22 protein-coding genes and 1 tRNA gene are annotated in these 20,390 nt (G+C 46.3%); 14 read left to right on the top strand and 9 right to left on the bottom strand.

What is annotated here, in order from left to right; all coding sequences use genetic code 11:
- The first annotated feature begins 160 nt into the window (after positions 1-160).
- The 8 genes from TRNA_RS39845 (at position 161) to TRNA_RS39805 (ending at position 7,554) form a co-directional block, all read left to right on the top strand.
- The gene (locus tag TRNA_RS39845; RefSeq protein WP_011198341.1) at positions 161-1,621 is read left to right on the top strand and encodes a tetratricopeptide repeat protein; all 1,461 of its coding nucleotides are present in this window, start codon (positions 161-163) and stop codon (positions 1,619-1,621) included.
- Positions 1,622-1,787: 166 nt separating this feature from the next.
- Positions 1,788-2,738, top strand: coding sequence for a thioredoxin-disulfide reductase (trxB, locus tag TRNA_RS39840; protein WP_003185588.1), 951 nt, complete (start codon positions 1,788-1,790; stop codon positions 2,736-2,738).
- Between the two features lie 420 nt (positions 2,739-3,158).
- The gene (locus TRNA_RS39830) at positions 3,159-3,623 is read left to right on the top strand and encodes an 8-oxo-dGTP diphosphatase (protein ID WP_003185583.1); all 465 of its coding nucleotides are present in this window, start codon (positions 3,159-3,161) and stop codon (positions 3,621-3,623) included.
- Between the two features lie 21 nt (positions 3,624-3,644).
- Positions 3,645-4,532 (top strand): RNase adapter RapZ, encoded by an 888-nt coding sequence (rapZ, locus tag TRNA_RS39825; RefSeq protein ID WP_003185581.1) that lies wholly within the window; start codon positions 3,645-3,647, stop codon positions 4,530-4,532.
- 1 nt (position 4,533) lies between these two features.
- Positions 4,534-5,487 carry a gluconeogenesis factor YvcK family protein gene (locus TRNA_RS39820; RefSeq protein ID WP_003185579.1) on the top strand — a complete coding sequence of 318 codons (954 nt, stop codon included), beginning with the start codon at positions 4,534-4,536 and terminating at the stop codon, positions 5,485-5,487.
- Between the two features lie 28 nt (positions 5,488-5,515).
- A complete protein-coding gene (whiA, locus tag TRNA_RS39815; RefSeq protein WP_003185576.1) occupies positions 5,516-6,466 on the top strand; it encodes a DNA-binding protein WhiA in 951 nt (316 codons plus the stop codon).
- Positions 6,467-6,483: 17 nt separating this feature from the next.
- On the top strand, positions 6,484-6,753 hold the full coding sequence (locus TRNA_RS39810; protein WP_003185574.1) for an HPr family phosphocarrier protein: 270 nt from the start codon (positions 6,484-6,486) through the stop codon (positions 6,751-6,753).
- A 42-nt stretch (positions 6,754-6,795) separates the two neighbouring features.
- Positions 6,796-7,554, top strand: coding sequence for an arylamine N-acetyltransferase family protein (locus tag TRNA_RS39805; RefSeq protein WP_009329638.1), 759 nt, complete (start codon positions 6,796-6,798; stop codon positions 7,552-7,554).
- 67 nt (positions 7,555-7,621) lie between these two features.
- Here the strand turns inward: TRNA_RS39805 and TRNA_RS39800 are convergent, their stop codons facing one another.
- From TRNA_RS39800 to TRNA_RS39790, 3 genes are all read right to left on the bottom strand, one after another.
- A complete protein-coding gene (locus TRNA_RS39800) occupies positions 7,622-7,897 on the bottom strand; it encodes a barstar family protein (protein WP_003185570.1) in 276 nt (91 codons plus the stop codon).
- Positions 7,898-7,901: 4 nt separating this feature from the next.
- Positions 7,902-8,357, bottom strand: a complete 456-nt coding sequence (locus tag TRNA_RS39795; RefSeq protein ID WP_003185568.1) for a ribonuclease — start codon at positions 8,355-8,357, stop codon at positions 7,902-7,904.
- Positions 8,358-8,614: 257 nt separating this feature from the next.
- Positions 8,615-9,310 carry an ArsR/SmtB family transcription factor gene (locus TRNA_RS39790; protein ID WP_009329637.1) on the bottom strand — a complete coding sequence of 232 codons (696 nt, stop codon included), beginning with the start codon at positions 9,308-9,310 and terminating at the stop codon, positions 8,615-8,617.
- Positions 9,311-9,398: 88 nt separating this feature from the next.
- On the opposite strand from TRNA_RS39790, the gene TRNA_RS39785 reads away from it, so the two are divergent.
- Positions 9,399-9,998 (top strand): flavin reductase family protein, encoded by a 600-nt coding sequence (locus tag TRNA_RS39785; protein WP_003185564.1) that lies wholly within the window; start codon positions 9,399-9,401, stop codon positions 9,996-9,998.
- A gap of 10 nt (positions 9,999-10,008) precedes the next feature.
- Here TRNA_RS39785 and TRNA_RS39780 read toward each other — a convergent pair whose 3' ends face one another.
- Complete coding sequence (locus TRNA_RS39780) at positions 10,009-10,980, bottom strand: 2-hydroxyacid dehydrogenase (protein WP_009329636.1); 972 nt, start codon at positions 10,978-10,980, stop codon at positions 10,009-10,011.
- A gap of 396 nt (positions 10,981-11,376) precedes the next feature.
- Between TRNA_RS39780 and TRNA_RS39775 the strand changes: the two genes are divergently transcribed.
- Together TRNA_RS39775 and TRNA_RS39770 are read left to right on the top strand one after the other, a co-directional pair.
- Positions 11,377-11,967: a beta-class carbonic anhydrase gene (locus TRNA_RS39775; RefSeq protein ID WP_003185560.1), complete on the top strand. Its 591-nt coding sequence runs from the start codon at positions 11,377-11,379 to the stop codon at positions 11,965-11,967.
- A gap of 21 nt (positions 11,968-11,988) precedes the next feature.
- Positions 11,989-13,608: a SulP family inorganic anion transporter gene (locus tag TRNA_RS39770; protein ID WP_009329635.1), complete on the top strand. Its 1,620-nt coding sequence runs from the start codon at positions 11,989-11,991 to the stop codon at positions 13,606-13,608.
- 46 nt (positions 13,609-13,654) lie between these two features.
- On the opposite strand, the gene TRNA_RS39765 is transcribed toward TRNA_RS39770, so the two are convergent.
- Positions 13,655-14,632 carry an HD domain-containing protein gene (locus TRNA_RS39765; RefSeq protein WP_016886529.1) on the bottom strand — a complete coding sequence of 326 codons (978 nt, stop codon included), beginning with the start codon at positions 14,630-14,632 and terminating at the stop codon, positions 13,655-13,657.
- Positions 14,619-14,954 (bottom strand): MazG nucleotide pyrophosphohydrolase domain-containing protein, encoded by a 336-nt coding sequence (locus TRNA_RS39760; protein WP_009329633.1) that lies wholly within the window; start codon positions 14,952-14,954, stop codon positions 14,619-14,621. The genes TRNA_RS39765 and TRNA_RS39760 overlap by 14 nt, the downstream gene beginning before the upstream one ends.
- A 111-nt stretch (positions 14,955-15,065) precedes the next feature.
- On the opposite strand from TRNA_RS39760, the gene TRNA_RS39755 reads away from it, so the two are divergent.
- A complete protein-coding gene (locus tag TRNA_RS39755) occupies positions 15,066-15,641 on the top strand; it encodes a TIGR00730 family Rossman fold protein (RefSeq protein ID WP_003185552.1) in 576 nt (191 codons plus the stop codon).
- A gap of 79 nt (positions 15,642-15,720) precedes the next feature.
- On the opposite strand, the gene clpP is transcribed toward TRNA_RS39755, so the two are convergent.
- The gene (clpP, locus tag TRNA_RS39750) at positions 15,721-16,317 is read right to left on the bottom strand and encodes an ATP-dependent Clp endopeptidase proteolytic subunit ClpP (protein ID WP_003185550.1); all 597 of its coding nucleotides are present in this window, start codon (positions 16,315-16,317) and stop codon (positions 15,721-15,723) included.
- 240 nt (positions 16,318-16,557) lie between these two features.
- Between clpP and TRNA_RS39745 the strand changes: the two genes are divergently transcribed.
- Together TRNA_RS39745 and TRNA_RS39740 are read left to right on the top strand one after the other, a co-directional pair.
- A complete protein-coding gene (locus tag TRNA_RS39745; protein ID WP_009329632.1) occupies positions 16,558-16,875 on the top strand; it encodes a TM2 domain-containing protein in 318 nt (105 codons plus the stop codon).
- 96 nt (positions 16,876-16,971) lie between these two features.
- Positions 16,972-17,047, top strand: a tRNA-Arg gene (locus TRNA_RS39740).
- A 125-nt stretch (positions 17,048-17,172) separates the two neighbouring features.
- Here TRNA_RS39740 and TRNA_RS39735 read toward each other — a convergent pair.
- Entirely contained in the window at positions 17,173-18,720 is a 1,548-nt protein-coding gene (locus tag TRNA_RS39735) for a glycoside hydrolase family 32 protein (protein ID WP_003185547.1), read from the bottom strand.
- Between the two features lie 76 nt (positions 18,721-18,796).
- Positions 18,797-20,245: a glycoside hydrolase family 68 protein gene (locus TRNA_RS39730; protein WP_003185545.1), complete on the bottom strand. Its 1,449-nt coding sequence runs from the start codon at positions 20,243-20,245 to the stop codon at positions 18,797-18,799.
- Between the last annotated feature and the right edge of the window lie 145 nt (positions 20,246-20,390).

The following is a 20,390-nucleotide window of genomic DNA, read 5'->3' as shown; positions in this document are numbered from 1 at the left end:
CCCTATCCGTCCTGGTGCTCCAAACGTCCGAAATAAAATGGTGAAAAAACCATATGTGGAAAATGAAGAGAATTTTCTCGAAACTTGTTTTTGGCCTGTTAAGCCTGCTGGAAACTATGTTATACTACTCACGGTATATAGTTTGAAATGGAGGGTATCTGTGGGAAAGTACACTTCTGAACATCATAAAGATTCGAGAATTGTCCAGCTGTTCCAAGATGGGCAATATTTTTATCATAAAGGGCTCAAAGCATACAGAGAGCGAAATTTATCCCGCGCGAGCAAGCTCATACAGAGAGCGATTTTTCTTGAACCTGAAAACACGGGAATGCTGTCCCAACTTGCGGTTATTTATACGGAAATGGGCTTTTATCAGCAATCAAACGAACTTTTGGACTTTATCCTGAAGAACATCAACGAAAAAATGACTGAATGCTACTATTTTAAAGCGAACAACTATGCGCACCTCGGTCTTTTTCAAGAGGCCTATAAAGCGGCGGAGACTTATTTAAAGGAAGATCCGGACGGCGAGTTCAGCGAGGAAAATGCGGAGCTGCTTGATTTATTGGATATGGGAGAGGAAGATCAGGGCTATTCGCAGTTCGATCAGGACGACCTGATTCTGAAACAGGATCGGGCCAAATCACTGCTGGAAAATGGACAGCTTCAGGAATCGATCGCGATGCTTGAAGAAATTATTTCCGATTACCCTGAGTTTTGGTCGGCTTATAACAATCTTGCACTCGCATACTTTTATGCCGGGGACGTTCAGAAAGCCAAAACGACGGTTTTTACGGTCTTGGAAAAAAGTCATGGAAACCTGCATGCGCTTTGCAATCTTCTTATTTTTTATCACTATGAACGACGGGACGATAAGGTCGAGGCGCTTTCCGAACAGCTTTCAAATATTTATCCGATGCTTTTTGAGCAAAGGTATAAGCTCGGTGCCACGCTAGCCCTTGTCGGCCGATACGATCTCGGGTTTAAATGGCTGAAATCACTCTACCGCATGGGATTTGAAGGGGATGAGACCTTTTATTACTGGCTTGCCTGCTCGGCTTATTACACGGGCCGCGTTCAATTTGCCCGGTCTGTATGGAAAAAGATGCAGGAAGAGTATCCGGATGACGCCCGCATGGAGCCGTGGAAAGAACGGAAGGAAAAGAGACCTGTCCAGCGACCGCTCGAGGAGCGCCTTGCCGCATATTATATCAGCGGAAGAAAAGGGGAAAAAGCCCAGCTGAAAGCGGTGCTTGATTCACAGATGGCAAAAACGCCGTTTGAAGATCAGTTTGTCAGACTTGTGCTTTACGGGGAAAGCGGTGCAGCCGTTGATTCAAAAGACGCGCTACTTGCTTACAGGACTGCAAAAGCGATTGAACAAGCGGATCAGTCGGCGATGGAGCAGGAGGCCATGTGCTTTTGGATTTTCCATGTCATTCAGCAGATCAGGGCTTACGGGCTTCAGCTGAAAAATGCCGGCGGGCTTGCGGCAGCGATCTATTACATTTGGAAGACGGAGCATCAGGAGCGTTTGACAAAAGCCGAAACCGCTAAAATTTTCCAAATATCGCCCGGGACGCTTTCAAAGTATGAACGTACATTAAAAGAGCATCTATAGAAACAGGTGTGAACTTCATTGTTCAGCCTGTTTTATTATGTGAGCAAAAAAATAGCGATTATTCATGATATTTTATAGGATATGGGTAAGGAAGTTATAAGAAGGGAATCTTATTTAACAGGAATGCACTGCTTGCAAGCATAAGATTCATGAAGGAGTGAACATTGTGTCAGAAGAAAAAATGTATGACGTCATTATTATAGGAGCAGGTCCTGCGGGAATGACGGCAGCCGTTTATACGTCAAGGGCGAACCTGTCGACTTTGATGGTTGAAAGAGGCGTTCCGGGCGGACAGATGGCCAATACGGAGGATGTTGAAAACTATCCGGGATTTGAAAGCATTCTGGGACCCGAGCTTTCAAATAAAATGTTTGAACATGCGAAAAAGTTCGGCGCTGAGTATGCGTACGGCGATATTAAAGAAGTCGTCGATGAAGGAGACTATAAGATCGTCAAAGCGGGATCAAAAGAATTTAAAGCGCGCGCGGTCATCATCACAGCAGGCGCCGAATATAAGAAGCTCGGCGTACCTGGCGAAAAAGAGCTTGGCGGCCGCGGCGTTTCTTATTGTGCGGTTTGTGACGGCGCCTTCTTTAAAAACAAAGAGCTGGTCGTTGTCGGAGGAGGAGACTCCGCTGTTGAAGAAGGCGTGTACTTAACCCGTTTCGCTTCGAAAGTAACAATCGTCCATCGCCGCGATAAGCTGAGAGCGCAAAGCATTCTTCAGGCGCGCGCGTTTGACAACGAAAAAGTCGACTTTCTCTGGAATAAGACGGTCAAGGAAATTCATGAACAAGACGGAAAAGTCGGCAAAGTGACACTGGTCGATACGGTCACAGGCGAAGAAGAAGAGTTCCGGACTGACGGCGTCTTTATCTACATCGGTATGCTCCCGCTTTCAGAGCCTTTCAAAAACCTCGGCATTACAAATGAAGAGGGCTACATCGTGACAAATGAACAGATGGAAACAAAAGTCGAAGGCATTTTTGCTGCGGGAGACATTCGCGAGAAAACCCTTCGCCAAATCGTAACGGCAACAGGGGACGGAAGCATTGCCGCACAGAGCGTTCAGCACTATATCGAAGAGCTGAAAGAGAAAGAAAAGGCTGTAAAATAACGCATTTTAATCGTCATCATGATTTAACCGGCCTGTAACACCAGTGAAACAATTATTCGTTATGATTGGTATAGTAATTGACCCCCTTTTATAATGAATTTTATTGGCACGGATGATCTTATCCGTGTCCTTTTTTTGTCTTATTTTCCCGCAAAGAGAATTTTTTACAAATTTCACAAGTTGTTCAAATTTCAATATTGAAACAGTCGTTTTTGCTGTAAAATAGAATAAAAGAACGGTTTTCGCAAGCGCTTCCATTTGCTGAAAAAGCCGTTTCATTAAGTTTTTACCCGGAAAAAGCCTAAAACAGCCCGGGAAAAGGCGATTTTCGCGGCGGAACTGCATGTTCATTGTGAGCGGGGACAGGAAACGGTATAATAGAAAAAAGAATTGAAGGAATAAAAGGATGGGTGACAGACTTTGCAAAGAGTGACGAATTGTGTGCTGACTTCAGGTGATAAAGTCCTGTTGCTGCAAAAGCCCAGACGAGGCTGGTGGGTGGCCCCCGGCGGCAAAATGGAAAGCGGGGAAACCGTCAGGGACGCCGTTATCAGGGAATACCGCGAAGAGACGGGCCTGTATGTGCTGAACCCGCAGCTGAAAGGAATATTCACCTTTATCATAAAGGAAAATGATCAGGTTGTATCTGAATGGATGATGTTCACATTCGTCGCCGATCATTATACAGGCAAGCATGTAGAAGAATCAGAAGAAGGCATCATCAGGTGGCATCAGGCGGGGGACGTCGGTAGCTTGCCGATGGCGCCGGGCGACGTCCATATTCTTGATTTTATGCTGAAAGGCAAAGGACTGCTTCACGGCACCTTTACGTATACGCCTGACTTTGAATTGCTGTCCTATCGCCTCGACCCGCAAGGCGAATAAACATAAGAGGGGGAGAGAAGCATGAACGCGAATGGAGGCCATGATATACAGCTTGTGATCATAACCGGAATGTCAGGGGCAGGAAAAACAGTGGCGATTCAAAGCTTTGAAGATCTCGGTTTTTTCTGTGTCGATAATCTGCCGCCATCTTTGCTGCCGAAATTTTTGGAGCTGATGAAGGAATCAAGTTCAAAAATGAGCAAAGTCGCCCTTGTTATGGATTTGCGCGGCCGCGAGTTTTTTGACAGCCTGATTGAAGCGCTTGATGAAATTGGGGAAACATCCTGGATTACCCCGCGAATTTTATTTTTAGATGCCAAGGATTCGGTTCTCGTTTCAAGATATAAAGAGACAAGAAGATCCCATCCCCTTGCGACAACGGGCCTGCCGCTTGAGGGCATCCAAACGGAGCGGGAGCTTCTCGAAGAGCTGAAAGGCCGTTCTCAAATCATCTATGATACATCCGATATGAAGCCGAAAGACCTGCGCGAAAAAATCGTCCAGCATTTTGCGGCAGATCACGGACATACCTTTACTGTGAATGTGATGTCATTCGGGTTTAAATACGGATTGCCGATCGACGCTGATCTAGTGTTCGACGTAAGATTCCTTCCCAATCCGTACTATATCGACAGCATGAGGCCGCTGACGGGGAAAGACCAGGAAGTATCTTCATATGTGATGAAATGGAACGAAACGCAAAAGTTTCTTGAAAAATTGACCGAGCTGCTGAGCTTTATGCTTCCGTCATACAAGCGAGAAGGAAAAAGCCAGCTTGTCATCGCGATTGGCTGCACCGGCGGACAGCATCGTTCTGTGACGCTGGCTGAATACCTTGCCGATTATTTTAAAAAGGACTACTATACTCATGTTACTCACCGGGACATCGAGAAGAAAAGCAGAAAATAGCATGGCAGATCAGAAAAAAATCGCAATCTTTGGCGGAGGAACTGGCCTTTCGGTACTGCTCAGAGGATTGAAGCAGCAGCCGGTAGACATCACGGCGATTGTGACAGTCGCAGATGACGGCGGAAGCTCGGGGAGGCTGCGCGACGAGCTGAAAATTCCCCCGCCGGGGGACGTCAGAAATGTCCTCGCTGCACTGTCTGATGTCGAACCGCTTGTTGAAGACCTGTTCCAGCACCGCTTCTCTAAAGGCGGCGATTTAATCGGCCATTCATTGGGAAATTTGATTTTGGCGGCGATGACGAATATAACCGGTGATTTCTTTCACGCCGTCACTGAAATGAGCAAAGTCTTAAATGTGAGAGGAAGGGTTCTGCCCGCGGCCAATACCAGCGTTGTCCTTCATGCGGAAATGGATGACGGACAGATCATATCAGGGGAATCGACGATTCCGTCTTACGGGAAGCGGATTAAACGGGTGTTTTTAACCCCTGAAAAAATCGAACCCGTTCCGGAAACGATTGACGTGATCCGCGGCGCCGACCTGATTATTCTCGGCCCCGGAAGCCTGTATACGAGCATCTTGCCGAACCTTCTCGTTCCGAAGATAAGGGAAGAGATATTAAACGCCCCGGCAAAAAAAGTTTATATTTGCAATGTAATGACCCAGCCGGGAGAAACGCTGTACTACAGTGCGGCAGACCATGTAAAAGCGCTTAACCAGCATATGGGCGGTCCGTTTATCGATACGATCCTCGTCAACAATGAGGAAATCCCGGACGACATTCGGGAACGCTATGCGAAGGAGCAGGCACAGCCCGTCCAGTTTAATATTGATGATCTGTCTGCGATGGGGCTTGAGGTCATCAAAGATCAGATTGTGACATACGAGAATGGCGTGATCCGTCATGATACACATAAAGTCGCTTCGCTACTTGTTGATTTGTTAAAAGAATAGCAGGCCTTGGAATGGGGGTGTCTATAATATGTCATTTGCATCGGAAACGAAAAAAGAACTTACAAACCTTGAAGTAAAGGATTGCTGCGCGAAAGCAGAGCTCTCTGCCCTCATTCGGATGAACGGTTCATTGTCTTTCTCAAACCGAAAAGTGGTTCTCGACGTCCAGACCGAGAACGCGGCCATCGCCAGAAGAATTTACACATTGCTGAAGAAACAATACGATGTTTCCGTTGAACTGCTCGTTCGAAAGAAAATGAGACTGAAAAAAAACAATGTCTACATCGTACGCCTGATCGAAAATGCCAAGCCGATTCTCGAGGACTTGAAAATACTCGGAGACAACTTTGTCATTGCCAGAAACATCTCCGAAGACTTAGTCAAAAAACGATGCTGCAAACGGTCTTATATGAGAGGGGCATTTTTAGCCGGGGGTTCTGTCAACAATCCCGAGACATCTTCTTACCACCTCGAGATTTTTTCGCTGTACAAAGAGCATAATGATTCATTGTGCAGGCTCATGAATCAGTTCCATTTAAACAGCAAAACGCTTGAGCGGAAAAAGGGATACATCACGTATCTGAAGGAAGCCGAAAAAATCACCGAGTTTTTGAATGTGATCGGCGCGCATAATTCGCTGCTCCGCTTTGAAGACGTCCGGATCGTGCGCGATATGAGAAACTCGGTCAACCGGCTCGTCAATTGCGAGACCGCCAATTTAAACAAAACGATCGGCGCTTCTCTGCGGCAGGTGGAAAACATCAAGCTGATCGACGAAAGAATCGGGCTTGATGCGCTGCCGGAAAAGCTGAGGGAAATCGCTCAGCTCCGCATTGATTATCAGGAAGTAACATTAAAGGAACTCGGGGAAATGGTGTCGAGCGGAAAAATCAGCAAATCGGGCATCAACCACCGACTTAGGAAACTGGATGAAATAGCTGAGCAGCTGCGTTCAGGACAATCTGTCTCTTTAAAATAGGGAATGGGGGAGATCGTATGGTTCAACAAAAAGTGGAAGTTCTTTTAAAAACAGGGCTTCAAGCGCGCCCAGCGGCATTGTTTGTTCAAGAAGCCAACCGTTTTCAATCAGATATTTTTCTGGAAAAGGGAGATAAAAAAGTGAATGCCAAAAGCATCATGGGGCTGATGAGCCTTGCTGTCAGCTCCGGATCGGAAGTCACGCTGATCGCTGACGGATCCGATGAACAAGATGCCCTTGATGCACTGACTGCATATGTTCAAGAGAAAGAAGCTAAACCTTTATGAGGTTTGGCTTTTTCTCATTGATAAGCGGAAGGAGAATTACCGATGACGACGATGCTCGATTCGCTGTTTAAGAGGATTGGATACAAGCCAGGTCAGCAGGTGACATTTGCCGACTTGCCCGAGTTTTTATCGCTGCTGGCTTTGCAGTTTCCATTTGAAAATGGCGCGGTTTTAAGAAACGAACGGATTTCGATGACGAAAACAGAGCTGACGGAAGCCTTGCTGAACAATAAAAGGGGCGGTTTATGCTATGATTTGAACGCTTTTCTTTACTATGTGCTGACAGAGCTCGGCTTTTCCGTTCACATGGTCCGCGGAACGGTATTTAATGCAAAAGAGCAGGCGTGGGCGCTGACGGGAACGCATGTCGCCGTAATTCTGCGGGAAGGTGATGAAACCTATCTGCTGGACACTGGATTCGGCATCAACCTGCCGCTTGCACCCGTTCCGTTCTCAGGTGAACCTGTCCCCTCAAAAACAGGAGCTTACCGTATCAGGGAAACAAAGACGGATAAAGGGGATTACCTTCTTGAAATGGATAAGGGAGATGGGTGGCAGATCGGCTATGCATTTTCGCTGACGCCAATCGATGAAGCTGTGCTTACATGCGTGCGGGATGCAATTTTCGATGAGAAGGCGTCGCCTTTTAATAAAAACCCGCTCGCTTCCAAGCTGATAAAGGACGGAAAGTTAATTTTGACGAAGGATCACTTCACAAAGCAGACAGGGGGCGGTTTGACGAAAGAGGATGTGAATGCAGGAGATTTCCAAACCATTTTCGTTCATTCATTTTTTGACTGAAGAACCGATTTTCTGCATCAATTAATATAAGCGGACGCCTGTCTGAAGCGCCCGCTCGTTTTCTGTTTCATCCTTCTGTTTTCAGCTGAAAGCCGTCCAGTGTTTCTTCGGCTTCGCGAAAAAGCTGCAAATATGCCTCGGCTTGATCGCCCAAGTAAATCCGGCTTTTCTCGACATTCTTCCACTCTATCAGCAAAGGCATGCCGACCCAGCCGGTCAGACAATCCCACAGCGCATCAAGATTTTCGCCATAGTAGTCAGGAAGCTCCAGCTGTTCTTTTAATTCTTTGTGAAGATCTGATACACTTCTGATCTTTTCTCCTTTTAAAGTGACTTGTTTCATATGATCATCTCATTCTCGTAAACGTTTTATAGTGGTCAGTCGTTTTATAAACCAGTCTGTCGTTAGAATAGACGATCCGGTCTGACCCCCGGAATCCCGATGTATAGTTGATGTCGGCTTCTCTCCATACGCGTCCGGATGCATCTGGAAGCAGCTTTTCCCTGTTTTGAAAGATATCGCCGCCGATGCTTTTTCCAGGCGCTACTTCTGCCAGATTGCCTTTTTGCGGATCCCAGCCTAATTTTGACGCCTCGGCTTTTGTGATGAAGTTGTCAGGCAGCCTGCCGTATTTCACAATATAGTCGGCAACACCTTCAAATGTATTGATGACTTCATTTGACTGAACGGTGCCGCCTTTTTCTGCCTGCGGCCCTTCAGCTGAGCTTGTAAAAAGGTTCCCCGCCAGAAAGCCCAGCGCGAGAACAAACCCAAGCGCAAGAGTTGATAATATTTTTTTCACGGATAAAGTCCTCCCTGTCTTTAGACTTTATAACATAAACATGAAGAATGTGCCTTCATGGGGTTGAACAGCCGCATTTCTTCATTTCCATATTCCGTCTGCAATCATCTTGAATTGTACCTTAAAACATGCCCAAAAATCATTATATTATTGTAAATTTTCCATGAAAGCCGAGGACGTGAACGGCTTGCCGCAGGTTCCTAACCGCATGCTATTTGGTCTCCCGGAATGCCGGAAAACGATCGAGAACTATTTCTTCAGTTCTTTTCAATGGAAATATGAAATAGGCGGTAAAGTTCCTTTGCGCCGGCGGGCGTGACTGCAACGGCCCGTGTATGCGGGCGCCGCTCGATCCAGCCCATGCGGATGAAGGCATCGAGCAATGCGGAGCCTAAGGCGCCGGCAATGTGATGCCGTCTTTCACTCCAATCCAGGCATTTATGGCAAAAAGAGCGCCGTTTCTTTTTGACTTCCCTGACATCGATGCCAAGCTCTTTCAAAAATGCTTCCCCTTCTTCAGTCACTGTAAAAGCCGTCTCTTCTTCTTTCAATACGCCCATCTCCACGAGCCGATCCGCAAGTGTGACGCCGAGCGATCCAGCCAGGTGATCATAGCATGTGCGCGCTTTTCTGACCGCCCGATCTTCAGCTGACTGCCGGAAAGAGCGAATTTCCGCAGGGGGCGCTATGTTAAGCAGGGTCTCCAGCGATTGTGCAATCTTTCCGTTTTTGAGCCTGTAATAGCGGTGGCGTCCTTGCTTCCTGCATGTCAGCATCTCGGCGTCAAGCAGCTTGGAAAGGTGAAAGCTTGCTGTCTGCTGCTTGATTCCCGCATATCCGGCCAGCTCGGTAGCCGTATAATACCGGTCATCAAGCAATGCGGTTAAAATCGCCGCCCGCGACGGATCGGTGACAAGCTTGGCGACCTCGGCGATATTTGGATTCACGTTCATTACACTTCCTCCTAAAATGCAATCGATACTTCGATGTTAATTGAAATATTGAAGAATTACAATAAAAGCATAAAAGGAGGAGACGCATATGGAACAAAACAGCAAAATTATTCAGCCAAGCATTTTATATTACGGAACACCAGTCATTTTACTCAGCACAATGAACGAAGACGGTTCCACGAATCTCAGCCCGCTGTCATCTTCTTGGGCGCTCGGGGATTCGATCGTACTCGGTATTGGAACCGAAGGTAAAGCATTGGAAAATTTAGAGAGGCATGCTGGATGCGTTATCAATGTGCCGGATTCATCTTTATGGAGAAATGTAGAACGGCTGGCTTCCTATACCGGCAAACGATTCGTTCCGGAAGAAAAAAAGCGGCTCGGCTTTACTTACCTTAAGGAGAAATTTGAAGCCGGCGGATTTACGGCCGCGGATTCCTTGGCAGTGAAACCTGAAAGAGTCGCCGATTGCCCGCTTCAAATTGAAGCGGAAGCTGTCAACATTCGCATTCCGGAACATTCCCCGTATTTTGCCGTCATTGAAACAAAAGTGCTTCATGTGCACGCACATGAAGCGATTTTAAAAGGGGAACACCACATCGATCCTCAAAAATGGGAACCTTTGATTTATCTTTTCAGACACTATTTTGGCTTAGGAGGAGAGCTTGGCAAAACGTTCCGCGCCTGAAAGATGCGCGTTATCTCAGTTCTTTGACTATATCTTTTGGCCGTTTGCCCTGAAGACCGTCAATCAGGTTTTGAACGGCGCTTTTCAGCATGTTGACGTGTGTGACATGGGTGGATGATCCAATGTGGGGAACAAGGGTTACATTGGAAAGGCTTAGGAGCGGATTGTCTTTTTCAATCGGCTCTTTTTCAAATACATCAAGTCCGGCTCCTTTAATCCATCCTTCTTTCAGCGCTTGAATCAACGCTTGTTCGTCAACTGTTTTACCGCGGGAGATGTTGATGAAAATGGACGACGGTTTCATTTTTTTGAATTCTGCTTCGCCGATGAGGCGGTATGTCTCATCCGTGAGCGGTGTGACCAGAACAATGAAATCCGAGCGCTCCAACAGCTCATGAAAGCCCGTATAAACCGCGCCGGTTTTTTTCTCTGTATCGGGTTTGCGGCTGCGGCTGTAATAGAGCACTTCCATATCAAAACCCAAGGCCGCCCGTTTGGCGACTTGTTCGCCGATTCGTCCCATTCCGATGATGCCGAGCGTCCGGTGATGGACATCAGATCCGAACAAGCTTTCATCGTCCTCTGATTTGGTCCATTTTCCCTCGCGGACGTAGCGGTCGAGCTCGGCGATTCGCCGAGCTGAGGAAAGGATCAGACCGAAAGCAAGGTCTGCGACTGTGTCGTCAAGAATATATGGCGTATGGGTGCCGATGACCGATTTTTCTTTCATTGCTTCAATATCAAAGTTGTCATAGCCGACGGAATTGTTGCTGACGATTTTTAACTTCAGTGCATTGGATAATAATTCACGGTCAATTTTTGTTCCTGAGGTCAAAAGGCCGTCCGCTTCCTTGATTTTCTCGAGCAGGGTCGTTCTGGGAATACGCTCGCGCGAAGTCCAAATTTCATATTCGCAATGTTCAGCGAGCATCTCTTCGATTTCTTTTGGGACCGGTTTTGTGACATATACAAACGGTTTCATCTGCATTCTCCTTCCGCGTATCATCTGCTTCCATTATAGAGGAAAAACGGTTTCTGTAAAAATCAAAGATTGTTCCAGCTAGCGCAGGACTATCAGCTCAATTATCGTTATTTAGAAAATCATAGAATCTTATTTCAGTTTTTTAATTTATTTTAATGCATTTTTATAACTATAAATCCAAATATTTGATATTCCATTTTGCTTCCAGTTATTTTTTTATAGGTGAAGAACAGCGTACATTTTATTATTTTAGAAAGATATAAAATTAGATTTTTAAAAATATTCAGTACATTTTTAGTGAATTTTTTGATTCGAATCCAAAGCGGAAATCCATGTGCTATAATTCGGCTGTAACAATATCAAGGTCATATGACTATGAAAAGGAGTGAGAGAAAAATGGCGATTTTAACTTCCATTTTGAAGCACAATCAGTCTTTTGTAGAGGAAAAGGGGTACGAGTTTTACGAAACGACGAAATTTCCTGAGAAAAAACTTGTGATTTTGACATGCATGGACACGCGTTTATTAGAACTGCTCCATCATGCAATGGGTTTAAAAAATGGAGACGCAAAAATCATTAAGAATGCGGGAGCCGTTGTTTCTCACCCTTTTGGAAGCGTCATGCGCAGCATTCTTGTGGCTGTCTATGAGCTGCAGGCTGAAGAAGTCTGCGTGATCGGCCACCATGAGTGCGGAATGGCAAGCCTGAACGCTTCATCTATCCTTCAAAAGGCCAAACAGCGGGGTGTCGATGATGGCTGTCTCGAACTCCTGCAGCATTCGGGCATCGATTTGGACACATGGATGACGGGCTTTGACAGCGTTGAAGACAGCGTCAGCCACAGTGTGAACATGATCCGGAAACATCCGCTCTTGTCTTCAGACGTTCCGGTGCACGGATTGGTGATTGATCCAAAGACCGGCCGTTTGGATGTTGTTGAAGATGGTTATTCACGTGAAGACGTTTCGCTTTCGGAAGTGCGATGATCAAATGGGGGGATAGATTGAATGTTACGATTTTCAGGCAGATTTGAAGGATACAGCCTTAAGCGGTTTCAAAAAGATATTGTAGCAGGAATGGTCGTTGGAGTCGTCGCGATTCCGCTTGGCATGGCTTTTGCTATAGCCTCGGGGGTGAAACCGGAACACGGTCTTTACACAGTGATTGTCGCCGGTATTTTGATTTCGCTTCTCGGCGGGTCGAAATACCAGATTGGCGGACCGACAGGGGCCTTTGTCCCGATCCTGTTCGCTATTGTGCTCCAATACGGATTTGAGAATCTGCTGATTGCCGGTTTTATGGCCGGAGTGATTCTGGTCATATTAGGGCTGCTAAAACTCGGCAAGATCATCAAATTTATTCCGCGGCCGGTGATCATCGGATTTACGGCCGGAATCGCGGTGATTATTTTCACCGGAGAAATCGCCAAGTTTTTAGGCTTGAGAAATGTCGAGAAGCATGAGAGTTTTTATATGAATATGAGAGAGGTTGTCATCAACCTGAATACGCTCAGCTTTTACAGCATTTTGACGGCTGTCGTATCGCTCTTCTTTGTGCTGTTTACGCCAAAGGTTCTGCCGAAAGTGCCGGGAGCGCTCGCAGGCTTGCTTGTATCAACGGTCATGGCCACGATGCTGTTTCCCGAACAGGTGGTGACGATCGGATCAGCTTACGGCGAAATTCCGCGCAGCTTGCCGAGCTTTCAATTTCCTGAGTTGTCATTGGAAAAAATCATTTACCTGATGCCTCCCGCTCTTGCGATTGCAATGCTCGGAGGAATCGAATCGCTGCTTTCCGCGATGGTGGCAGACAATATGAAGGGGACAAGGCATGACAGCAATAAAGAACTTGTCGGCCAAGGAATTGCGAACATCGCCGCACCGCTGTTCGGCGGTATTCCGGCGACAGGTGCGATTGCCCGTACGGCGACCAATATTAAAACGGGCGCTGCTTCTCCGATTTCAGGTATCGTACACGGTGTGTTCGTTTTATTGGTTCTGCTTTTGTTTGCGCCATACGCTTCCCTTATCCCGCTTGCAAGCATGTCGCCGATTTTGATGGTGGTTGCTTGGAATATGAGTGAGCGGAAAGAGTTTATAAATATTTTGAAAATTAGAAATTCAGACTCTGCCGTGCTTGTCGTCACATTTCTTTTAACCGTTTGGCAGGATCTTGTGTTTGGGGTGGCGGCCGGGATCCTGCTGGCGATCATCACCTTTATCGCCAGAATGAGCAAGTCGTTCCGCATTAAAAAAGATGTGTCTGAATCGATCGTCCAGTCGGCAGCTGCAGCGGAAGAAAAGCATTTTCAACGCTCTGTCAGCATCTATTCGGTTGAAGGCCCGCTGTTTTTCGGCTCATCGAATTCATTGGAGGATTCAATTTTGGACAAAGGCCACCCGCCAAAACTCCTCATCCTGCTGATGAATAAAGTAGACTACATGGACTCTTCCGCAGAAGGCAGCCTGATGACGATCGTCAACCGTGTCCACCAGCAAAACGGGAAAGTGATGATCGTGGGTCTTCAGCAGCAGCCGCGTGAGCTTCTTCATAAAACAGGGCTGTTTCATAAGATCGGCAAAAAGCATTTTGTCGACAGGCCTGAACAAATATTTGACGTGACATAACCAAGAAAACCGCCTGTTTCGGCCGGACTGAAGCAGGCGGTTTCTTTTATTGGGCTGCTTTTACATATGCGCCTTTTTTCATGGCGGCTATTGCCGTTTCTTTCATCAGAAGGACGTTCTTTGAAAGTGTGGAGGCGGGGATTTTTCTTCCGTTAACAGCGACTTTTGGATCGATCCATCTCACCTTTAATGTTTGATGAAAAGTAAAATCGCCTTCGTCGCCTTGTTTAACGCGCTTGCTCGCTGTGCTGAGCTTTACCAGCGTTTCCCGGAAGCGCGCTTTTTGCTTTAGCATCGCAAGCAGTTCCGTGTCGGTTTTGAAAAAATCGCGCCCCGCAATAACACGCATGTCAAGCGCCTCTTTCAGCATTTGGCTGAGGGTACAGAGCGCATATATATTGAGGGGATTCATAAAGAAGTCAATCACTTCTTGATAGTAAAGGCGGGCGAACCATTCGGCATGCTCTGCCGAAGTGCAGCAGATTTCGCCTTCAGCAACGGTCAATCCAGTTTCTAAAAATCGTCCAATCTCTACCGGATCGCCAAATCCATAGGCTAAAGAGTCGCGAAGCGTGTAATCGATGCGATCCGCACATAATGAAGGAGCCGGCTGCTCCAGCAGCGTCCATTTTTGCTCGTCATATAAGATGTCTTCATCATGGAATCCGTATGTATGCAGAATCCCGGAGATATCAGATTGCTTGACCCATTGCCGAAACATCTGTTCATGGTAATCTTCGTTTTCCATGTTAAATACATCATCAGCCACATGGGAAAATGCCGTATGGGAAACATCGTGGAGCAAACCTGCAATTTGCTCTTCCAGGCTTCCGCCAAGCCTGCGGATCAAAAGCATAACTCCGATGCTGTGCTCACAGCGGCTGATGTTCCATGCGGGATTGACGAGAAAAGAGGCCCCGCCCTGATGAATCCCTTTCAGACGCTGAACGGCTTTTGAACGAATGAGGTCTGTCAGCACAGGCTCCAAATCTGCCTCCCCGTAAAGGCGGTCATTGATCTTGATGATGCTCTCCTGCAAATCGTTCCGTCAGTTTGCAGCGATGGGCATCCATCATGTCTTCCAATGAAACACCGTATATGCCGGCAAGCATGATCAAATTCCCCATTACATCGCCCATTTCTTCGATCAGTTCTTTTTTCAGTTCAGCAGCCGGCCGTTTTGCTTCGTCAGGACGGTCCCTTCCGATTTCGTATGCTCTAACCGCTCTCGCCAGTTCGCCAGCCTCTTCCATTAAAAATCCCATCCTGATGAAAGGTCCGTATTCGCTCCATCCTCTTTCCCTGTAAAATGCCTTTGTCCATTGCTCCGCGTCTGTGATTGTCATAAGTTATACACTCCCGTTTAGAAATTCAATTATATTGTCGCACACGGAACAAACAATATATAGTACAATGTTAATTGCTTTTATCAATATATGGAGTTGGAGTGAGCGAAAGTGAAAACGGTATGCGTATATTCAGGATCAAATATGGGGGCGGACCCGGAGTACAAGAAGAAAGCTGCAGAGCTTGGCGTTTATATTGCCGAGAAGGGGCTTCGCCTTGTTTACGGAGGATCGAGAATGGGATTGATGGGCGTGATTGCGGATACCGTATTGGAAAACGGCGGGGAAGTCGTCGGCGTTATGCCGAAAGGCCTTTTTACAGGGGAAATCGTTCATCAGCAGTTGACGGAGCTGATCGAAGTGAGCGGCATGCATGAGCGCAAAGCGAAAATGAGTGAATTAGCTGACGGCTTTATCGCGATGCCCGGAGGCTTCGGCACGTTTGAAGAGCTGTTTGAAGTGCTCTGCTGGGCGCAGATCGGCATCCATCAAAAGCCGATCGGACTTTACAATGTGAACGGCTATTTTGAACCCCTTCTTAAAATGCTCGAATACAGCGTTCAAGAAGGCTTTTCGAACAAATCGCACCTTGAGCTGATTCATGCTTCGGCAAGCCCTGCGGAGTTGATCGGGAACATGAATGATTATCGCTACCCTGTCCTCGAGAAAAAGTGGAAGGATTTATAGAAGCTTTACATATAGCGAATGGGACAACCCATTTGGAGTAAAAAAAAGCTGCCGGTGACTCCGGCAGCTTTTTGGCTGTTTACTTCTGTGCGTCGATATTGCGTGTAAGCACTTTATCAATCAGGCCGTATTCTTTTGCTTCTTCAGCCGTTTTGAAGTTGTCGCGGTCTGTATCGCGCTCGATTACTTCAAGCGGCTGCCCAGTGCGCTCTGCAAGGATTTTGTTCAGCTTGTCGCGCAATGAAAGAATGCGTTTCGCGGCAATTTCAATTTCAGTCGCCTGACCCTGCGCTCCGCCAAGCGGCTGGTGGATCATGACTTCACTGTTTGGAAGAGCGTAGCGCTTCCCTTTCTCGCCGGCTGCAAGAAGGAACGCACCCATGGATGCCGCCATTCCCGTACAAATCGTGGAGACTTGCGGTTTAATAAACTGCATGGTGTCATAAATCGCCATACCGGCTGTGATGGAGCCGCCAGGGCTGTTGATATAGATGCTGATATCTTTTTCTGGATCTTCGGCTTCAAGGAATAGAAGCTGAGATACGATGGAGTTCGCAACATTGTCATCGATTGCTGATCCCAGCATAATGATACGGTCTTTCAACAAGCGTGAGTAAATGTCATACGCTCTTTCCCCGCGGTTCGTCTGTTCAATGACTGTAGGTATTAAATTCATAATGCTCCTCCTTCACCTTAAAAGGTAAGTATGTAGTTTAATCATACATTTTTGGTCAATAAAGGTCAAACAAAAAGCCGCCTTCATCCAAAAGACATACTGGGTTTATTTTTCCCATTTTGAAGGAAACTCAAACAAAATATCAACTTTATAGAGAAAAGTATAGAAAATTTAGGTCCAATAGTCTAAGATTAGTCCATTGGTCTTCATTTTATTTTATAGGAAAGAAGGAAATCAATTATGGGTTATGTGAACTTGGACAAGAGTAACCTGACAGATCAGCAGAGGCTTGTCGTGGCTTCAGAGCTGCAAAATAAGAAGAAATCGAAGCTGATTGTATTTCTTTTATGGTGGTTTCTCGGAGGCGTTGCCGCTCACAGATTTTATCTGGACGAGAGAAAAGGCTACGCTGTAGCCATGTTGCTTCTCGGCTGGATTACATTATTCATTTGGCCTTTTATTGACGGCATTATCTGCCTTGTCAAAACAACGGACGAAGTAAATGAAGAAATCGAACAAAAGATTATAGCTTCCGTATTATCTAAACCTGCATCATGATGATGCGGGTTTTTTGTTTCGAGCAGGAGATTGTGATTGACTTTTTAAAGAACAGCCCTTATAATATGAATTGCTGACGTTAAAAAATCATATTGTGCGCTCGTAGCTCAGCTGGATAGAGCGGTGGTTTCCGGTACCACGTCTGCCGGGGGTTCGAATCCCTCCGAGCGCGTTTTCAAGACAAGGGTTTGGCATTTGCCGCCCTTGTTTTTTTGTGAACACTTTAGTCGTATTCGGAGAGTGAGCGTAATGATTCGCTTTCACAAAAAAAGGCGGCCGCTTGGCCGCCCGTGTTGTTTAATCGCGGATTGAACGCAAATGTTTGATCTTAAGATTTTCAAAGACGGCCGTTCCATTTTCGCTAAAGAGTGTGATGCCTGTATCATTCATGTCGGGAAATGCAAGGTTTGAATGCGTCGTTTCGCCGTCATCAATAAATGCTTCGACAGTGTTTTGATCTACGATAATTGTGAAATGGACCCGTTTTTTTTCCGGATCAAACGGTGCTTTGCTTTCCAAATAGGTGCGGGTGCTGTCAGGCTGTCCCGTAAATCCTCTGTTCACATAAGAATATCCGCCTTCAGCCGAAATTCCAACATCGATATGGCGTTTTCGGTCCGCGGATTCTCTGAGCCTGAAACCCGCATTTTTAAGGTCGTCCCAAGAGATATCTGCCTCAAGCTGATAGGTATTCCCCTTAATCTGCAGCGTTTTTGATCCGTTCACTTCGATGCGATCCAATTCATCGGCAGATTCGGTTAATTCATCCAATTGATCGATTGGATGAGAGGCGAGGCTGTATCGATCTCCGCCTTTATGTTTAAGCCGAATTTGCCGGACGATCGAATCGGTTCCGTTAAAACCGTCTTTCCATGTTGGCGTCCGGTTTGCATAATCCCAGTTATTCATCCACGCCAAAGCATAGCGTTTCTCGTACGGATCGTTCGTTTCGCCGTCCTCAAATGTCACGCCCGCATACCAGTCAAATCCGTAATCAAGCCACTGGGGTTCTGCTTCGTCTGCCGTAAATTCGTTGCCGTTGAAGCTGCCTGTCCAGTATGCATAAGTATTCGGCTTGCCGGTCCCTTTCCCGTTGGCGCTTGCTCCAAGAACCCATTTATATGTTCCGTCATCCGCCCGCATCTTATACAGATCCGGACATTCGATGATGCCGATATTTTCTGTTTGAAAACTACCTGTATAACGCCATTCCTTAAGGTTTTGCGATTCGTAAAAGCCGACTTTCGTTCCTTCAGCCAGCGCCATCACCCATTTATCATCCTGTTCATCCCAGATCACTTTCGGATCTCTGAAATCGACGGTGCCCGGATTAGGCAAGACCGGCTCTTCACCGTAAGGTTTAAATGTTTTTCCTCCATTTTGGCTGTACCATAAAAATTGCTCTTCCTTCCCGTCATTGGCCGACGGCTGCGTCATAACCGCCACGATCGTCCCTTTGCCGAAGCCGGCTGTGTTTTTTGAGTCGACAACGACAGAACCGGACCAGGGATCGCCATTTTTATTCGTATATTTCGGAATGGCAACCCCTTTATCCTGCCAGTGGACGAGATCATCTGATACTGCGTGGCGCCACTCTGTTCCATTGCCGTCCGGATAGTCTCGGTTATAGAGGTAGTAGTAATGATATTCTCCATTGAAATAGACGGGTTTTTGAGGGTCGTTTTTCCATTTGTCAGGGGTTGTCAAATGGAAAGCTGCACGATATTCCGGTGTATCCGGAGATTCTCCCTTTTTTTCTGTTTCCCGGACTGAAAGAAATATCATGATGAAGATTCCAAGACAAACAGTTAAAATGCTGATCCGCTTATATACTGCCTTCTTCAAGAAAATTCCCCGCTTTATTCTAAGATGACATACGAAAGAAAATGCCGATGTTCACCGGCATTTTCCTTCGTTCGTTTTATTTGTTTACCGTTAGTTGTCCCTGTTCAAGGATGCTGTTTTTGACAACGGATGTTTTTGATCCTTTGATCTTCAGCAAAAAGCTTGGTGCAAACGTGGCGTGATGCTCGTTCGAAATCCCTCTGTTTGTGATGTAGCTTGTAATGACGACTTCGTCGCCTTTTTTCTGCGGTACGGCAAAGTGTGAATAAGTAAACGTGATGTCATTGTAATCCTGGTCCATATGCAAAACAAGTCCGGATTTGTTTAAAGGCTTGAATGGTCCGGTTAATGAACCTGATACATAGCCGAGCATATAAATGTCTTTTGAACCGATGCCGTCAATTGTCATTTTTGATCCTCTTGAATCTGTGAACAGATACCATTTTCCATTCATTTTGAAGAGGTTGGCCCGTTCGATTTCATCTGTCACCGTATTGGAGGCGATCAAAGGCTTCATGACTTTTTTCAGTGTATAATCGTTATTTAATTCGATGATTCCGAGAGCGCCGTTAGCCAGCGAAGCGTTCTTTTTGTTCGCACCTTGCAGCAGCTTGCTGCTTTCTTCTTTAAAGAACTTCTTGCTGCCCCCGTAGTAGGCTCTGTTGAATAGGGAGTCTTCTCCTTGGTAGCCGGTTTTTGTTCCCGTATTGGCTTCAAATACGAGATATTTATGGCCGCGGTCTTCCACATAATGCGGGTCTCTCATCGTATGGTTGTCGCCGGAGCTGTAGTTTCCTTCGTCAATGAATTGCTGAACGTTTTGGTATACCGTGCCGTCGGCGCCGTCAAAGACCGATTTATGATCTTCTACACCGTCAATTTTGAGCGTGTCCGAATCCGGCTGAGAGAAATTGACCTGAGCTGTTGTCAGCGTCTGCTTGCCGTATTGCGTGCCGGAAAAAGCTGTGTAAAACAGTCGGACTTTTCCGTCTTTTGTCAGCGTGGCAGAACCTGACCATTCCTGTGTTTGATGTTTGAGGTACGGATCGTCTGGAACAAATTTGTCGCTGTCTTTAAACACTCTGCCGGCGTTTTTCCAGCTGTCGATAGAAGTTTCGCCTTTCTTTTGATAGAACAAATAGATGGATGTGTCATCGACGTCTTTCGGATCGCCCGCCAGCGCGAAAACAAGATTGTAGCCGTGGTATGTAGCAACCGTCCCGTCGGCATTTTGCAGCGGCCAGCTGTCCCATACGTCTAAATCGATCAGCTCTCCATTTTTGTTATACCCTTTTGCAGAAGGGATGTTTTTGATTGTTTTCGGATCGAATTGAGGAACTTTAAATTGTTCGCTCTTTTGCTGCTCGGGAATTTTCAGCATGTCATGTCTTGTGATATGAGAAAATCCGTAGCTTTTCTTGTAATCCTGCGTTTCTTTTGCAAAGGTTTGCGGCGCACCTCCGGCCAGCAGTGCCGCAGCAACGGTTAAGGCTGACGCTTTTTTAGCAATGTTTTTGATGTTCATCAATATTTCCTCCCTTTTTCAATATGTAATAGATTGCTTCTGACAACATGAACGTTCCCAATCATCCCTCCTAACTGCGGCATTGTCCTGAAGAACAGAAAAAAGACCTAAAATGTGCAAGTTCATATAGGCAAAAGATAGATTT

Source organism: Bacillus licheniformis DSM 13 = ATCC 14580 (assembly GCF_000011645.1).
Classification (GTDB): Bacteria; Bacillota; Bacilli; order Bacillales; family Bacillaceae; genus Bacillus; species Bacillus licheniformis.
Note: the sequence above shows the minus strand (reverse complement) of the source record. Positions and strands in the feature narration are given on the sequence as shown.

What these genes read in the sequence shown, in the direction of transcription:
- TRNA_RS39790 (WP_009329637.1), bottom strand. Translation starts at nt 9,310, where the DNA reads ATGAACGTGAATCCAAATATCGCCGAGGTCGCCAAGCTTGTCACCGAT.
- whiA (WP_003185576.1), top strand. Translation starts at nt 5,516, where the DNA reads ATGTCATTTGCATCGGAAACGAAAAAAGAACTTACAAACCTTGAAGTA.
- clpP (WP_003185550.1), bottom strand. Translation starts at nt 16,317, where the DNA reads ATGAATTTAATACCTACAGTCATTGAACAGACGAACCGCGGGGAAAGA.
- TRNA_RS39730 (WP_003185545.1), bottom strand. Translation starts at nt 20,245, where the DNA reads ATGAACATCAAAAACATTGCTAAAAAAGCGTCAGCCTTAACCGTTGCT.
- rapZ (WP_003185581.1), top strand. Translation starts at nt 3,645, where the DNA reads ATGAACGCGAATGGAGGCCATGATATACAGCTTGTGATCATAACCGGA.
- TRNA_RS39820 (WP_003185579.1), top strand. Translation starts at nt 4,534, where the DNA reads ATGGCAGATCAGAAAAAAATCGCAATCTTTGGCGGAGGAACTGGCCTT.
- TRNA_RS39775 (WP_003185560.1), top strand. Translation starts at nt 11,377, where the DNA reads ATGGCGATTTTAACTTCCATTTTGAAGCACAATCAGTCTTTTGTAGAG.
- TRNA_RS39800 (WP_003185570.1), bottom strand. Translation starts at nt 7,897, where the DNA reads ATGAAACAAGTCACTTTAAAAGGAGAAAAGATCAGAAGTGTATCAGAT.
- TRNA_RS39760 (WP_009329633.1), bottom strand. Translation starts at nt 14,954, where the DNA reads ATGACAATCACAGACGCGGAGCAATGGACAAAGGCATTTTACAGGGAA.
- TRNA_RS39810 (WP_003185574.1), top strand. Translation starts at nt 6,484, where the DNA reads ATGGTTCAACAAAAAGTGGAAGTTCTTTTAAAAACAGGGCTTCAAGCG.
- TRNA_RS39770 (WP_009329635.1), top strand. Translation starts at nt 11,989, where the DNA reads ATGTTACGATTTTCAGGCAGATTTGAAGGATACAGCCTTAAGCGGTTT.
- TRNA_RS39785 (WP_003185564.1), top strand. Translation starts at nt 9,399, where the DNA reads ATGGAACAAAACAGCAAAATTATTCAGCCAAGCATTTTATATTACGGA.
- TRNA_RS39805 (WP_009329638.1), top strand. Translation starts at nt 6,796, where the DNA reads ATGACGACGATGCTCGATTCGCTGTTTAAGAGGATTGGATACAAGCCA.
- TRNA_RS39745 (WP_009329632.1), top strand. Translation starts at nt 16,558, where the DNA reads ATGGGTTATGTGAACTTGGACAAGAGTAACCTGACAGATCAGCAGAGG.
- TRNA_RS39780 (WP_009329636.1), bottom strand. Translation starts at nt 10,980, where the DNA reads ATGAAACCGTTTGTATATGTCACAAAACCGGTCCCAAAAGAAATCGAA.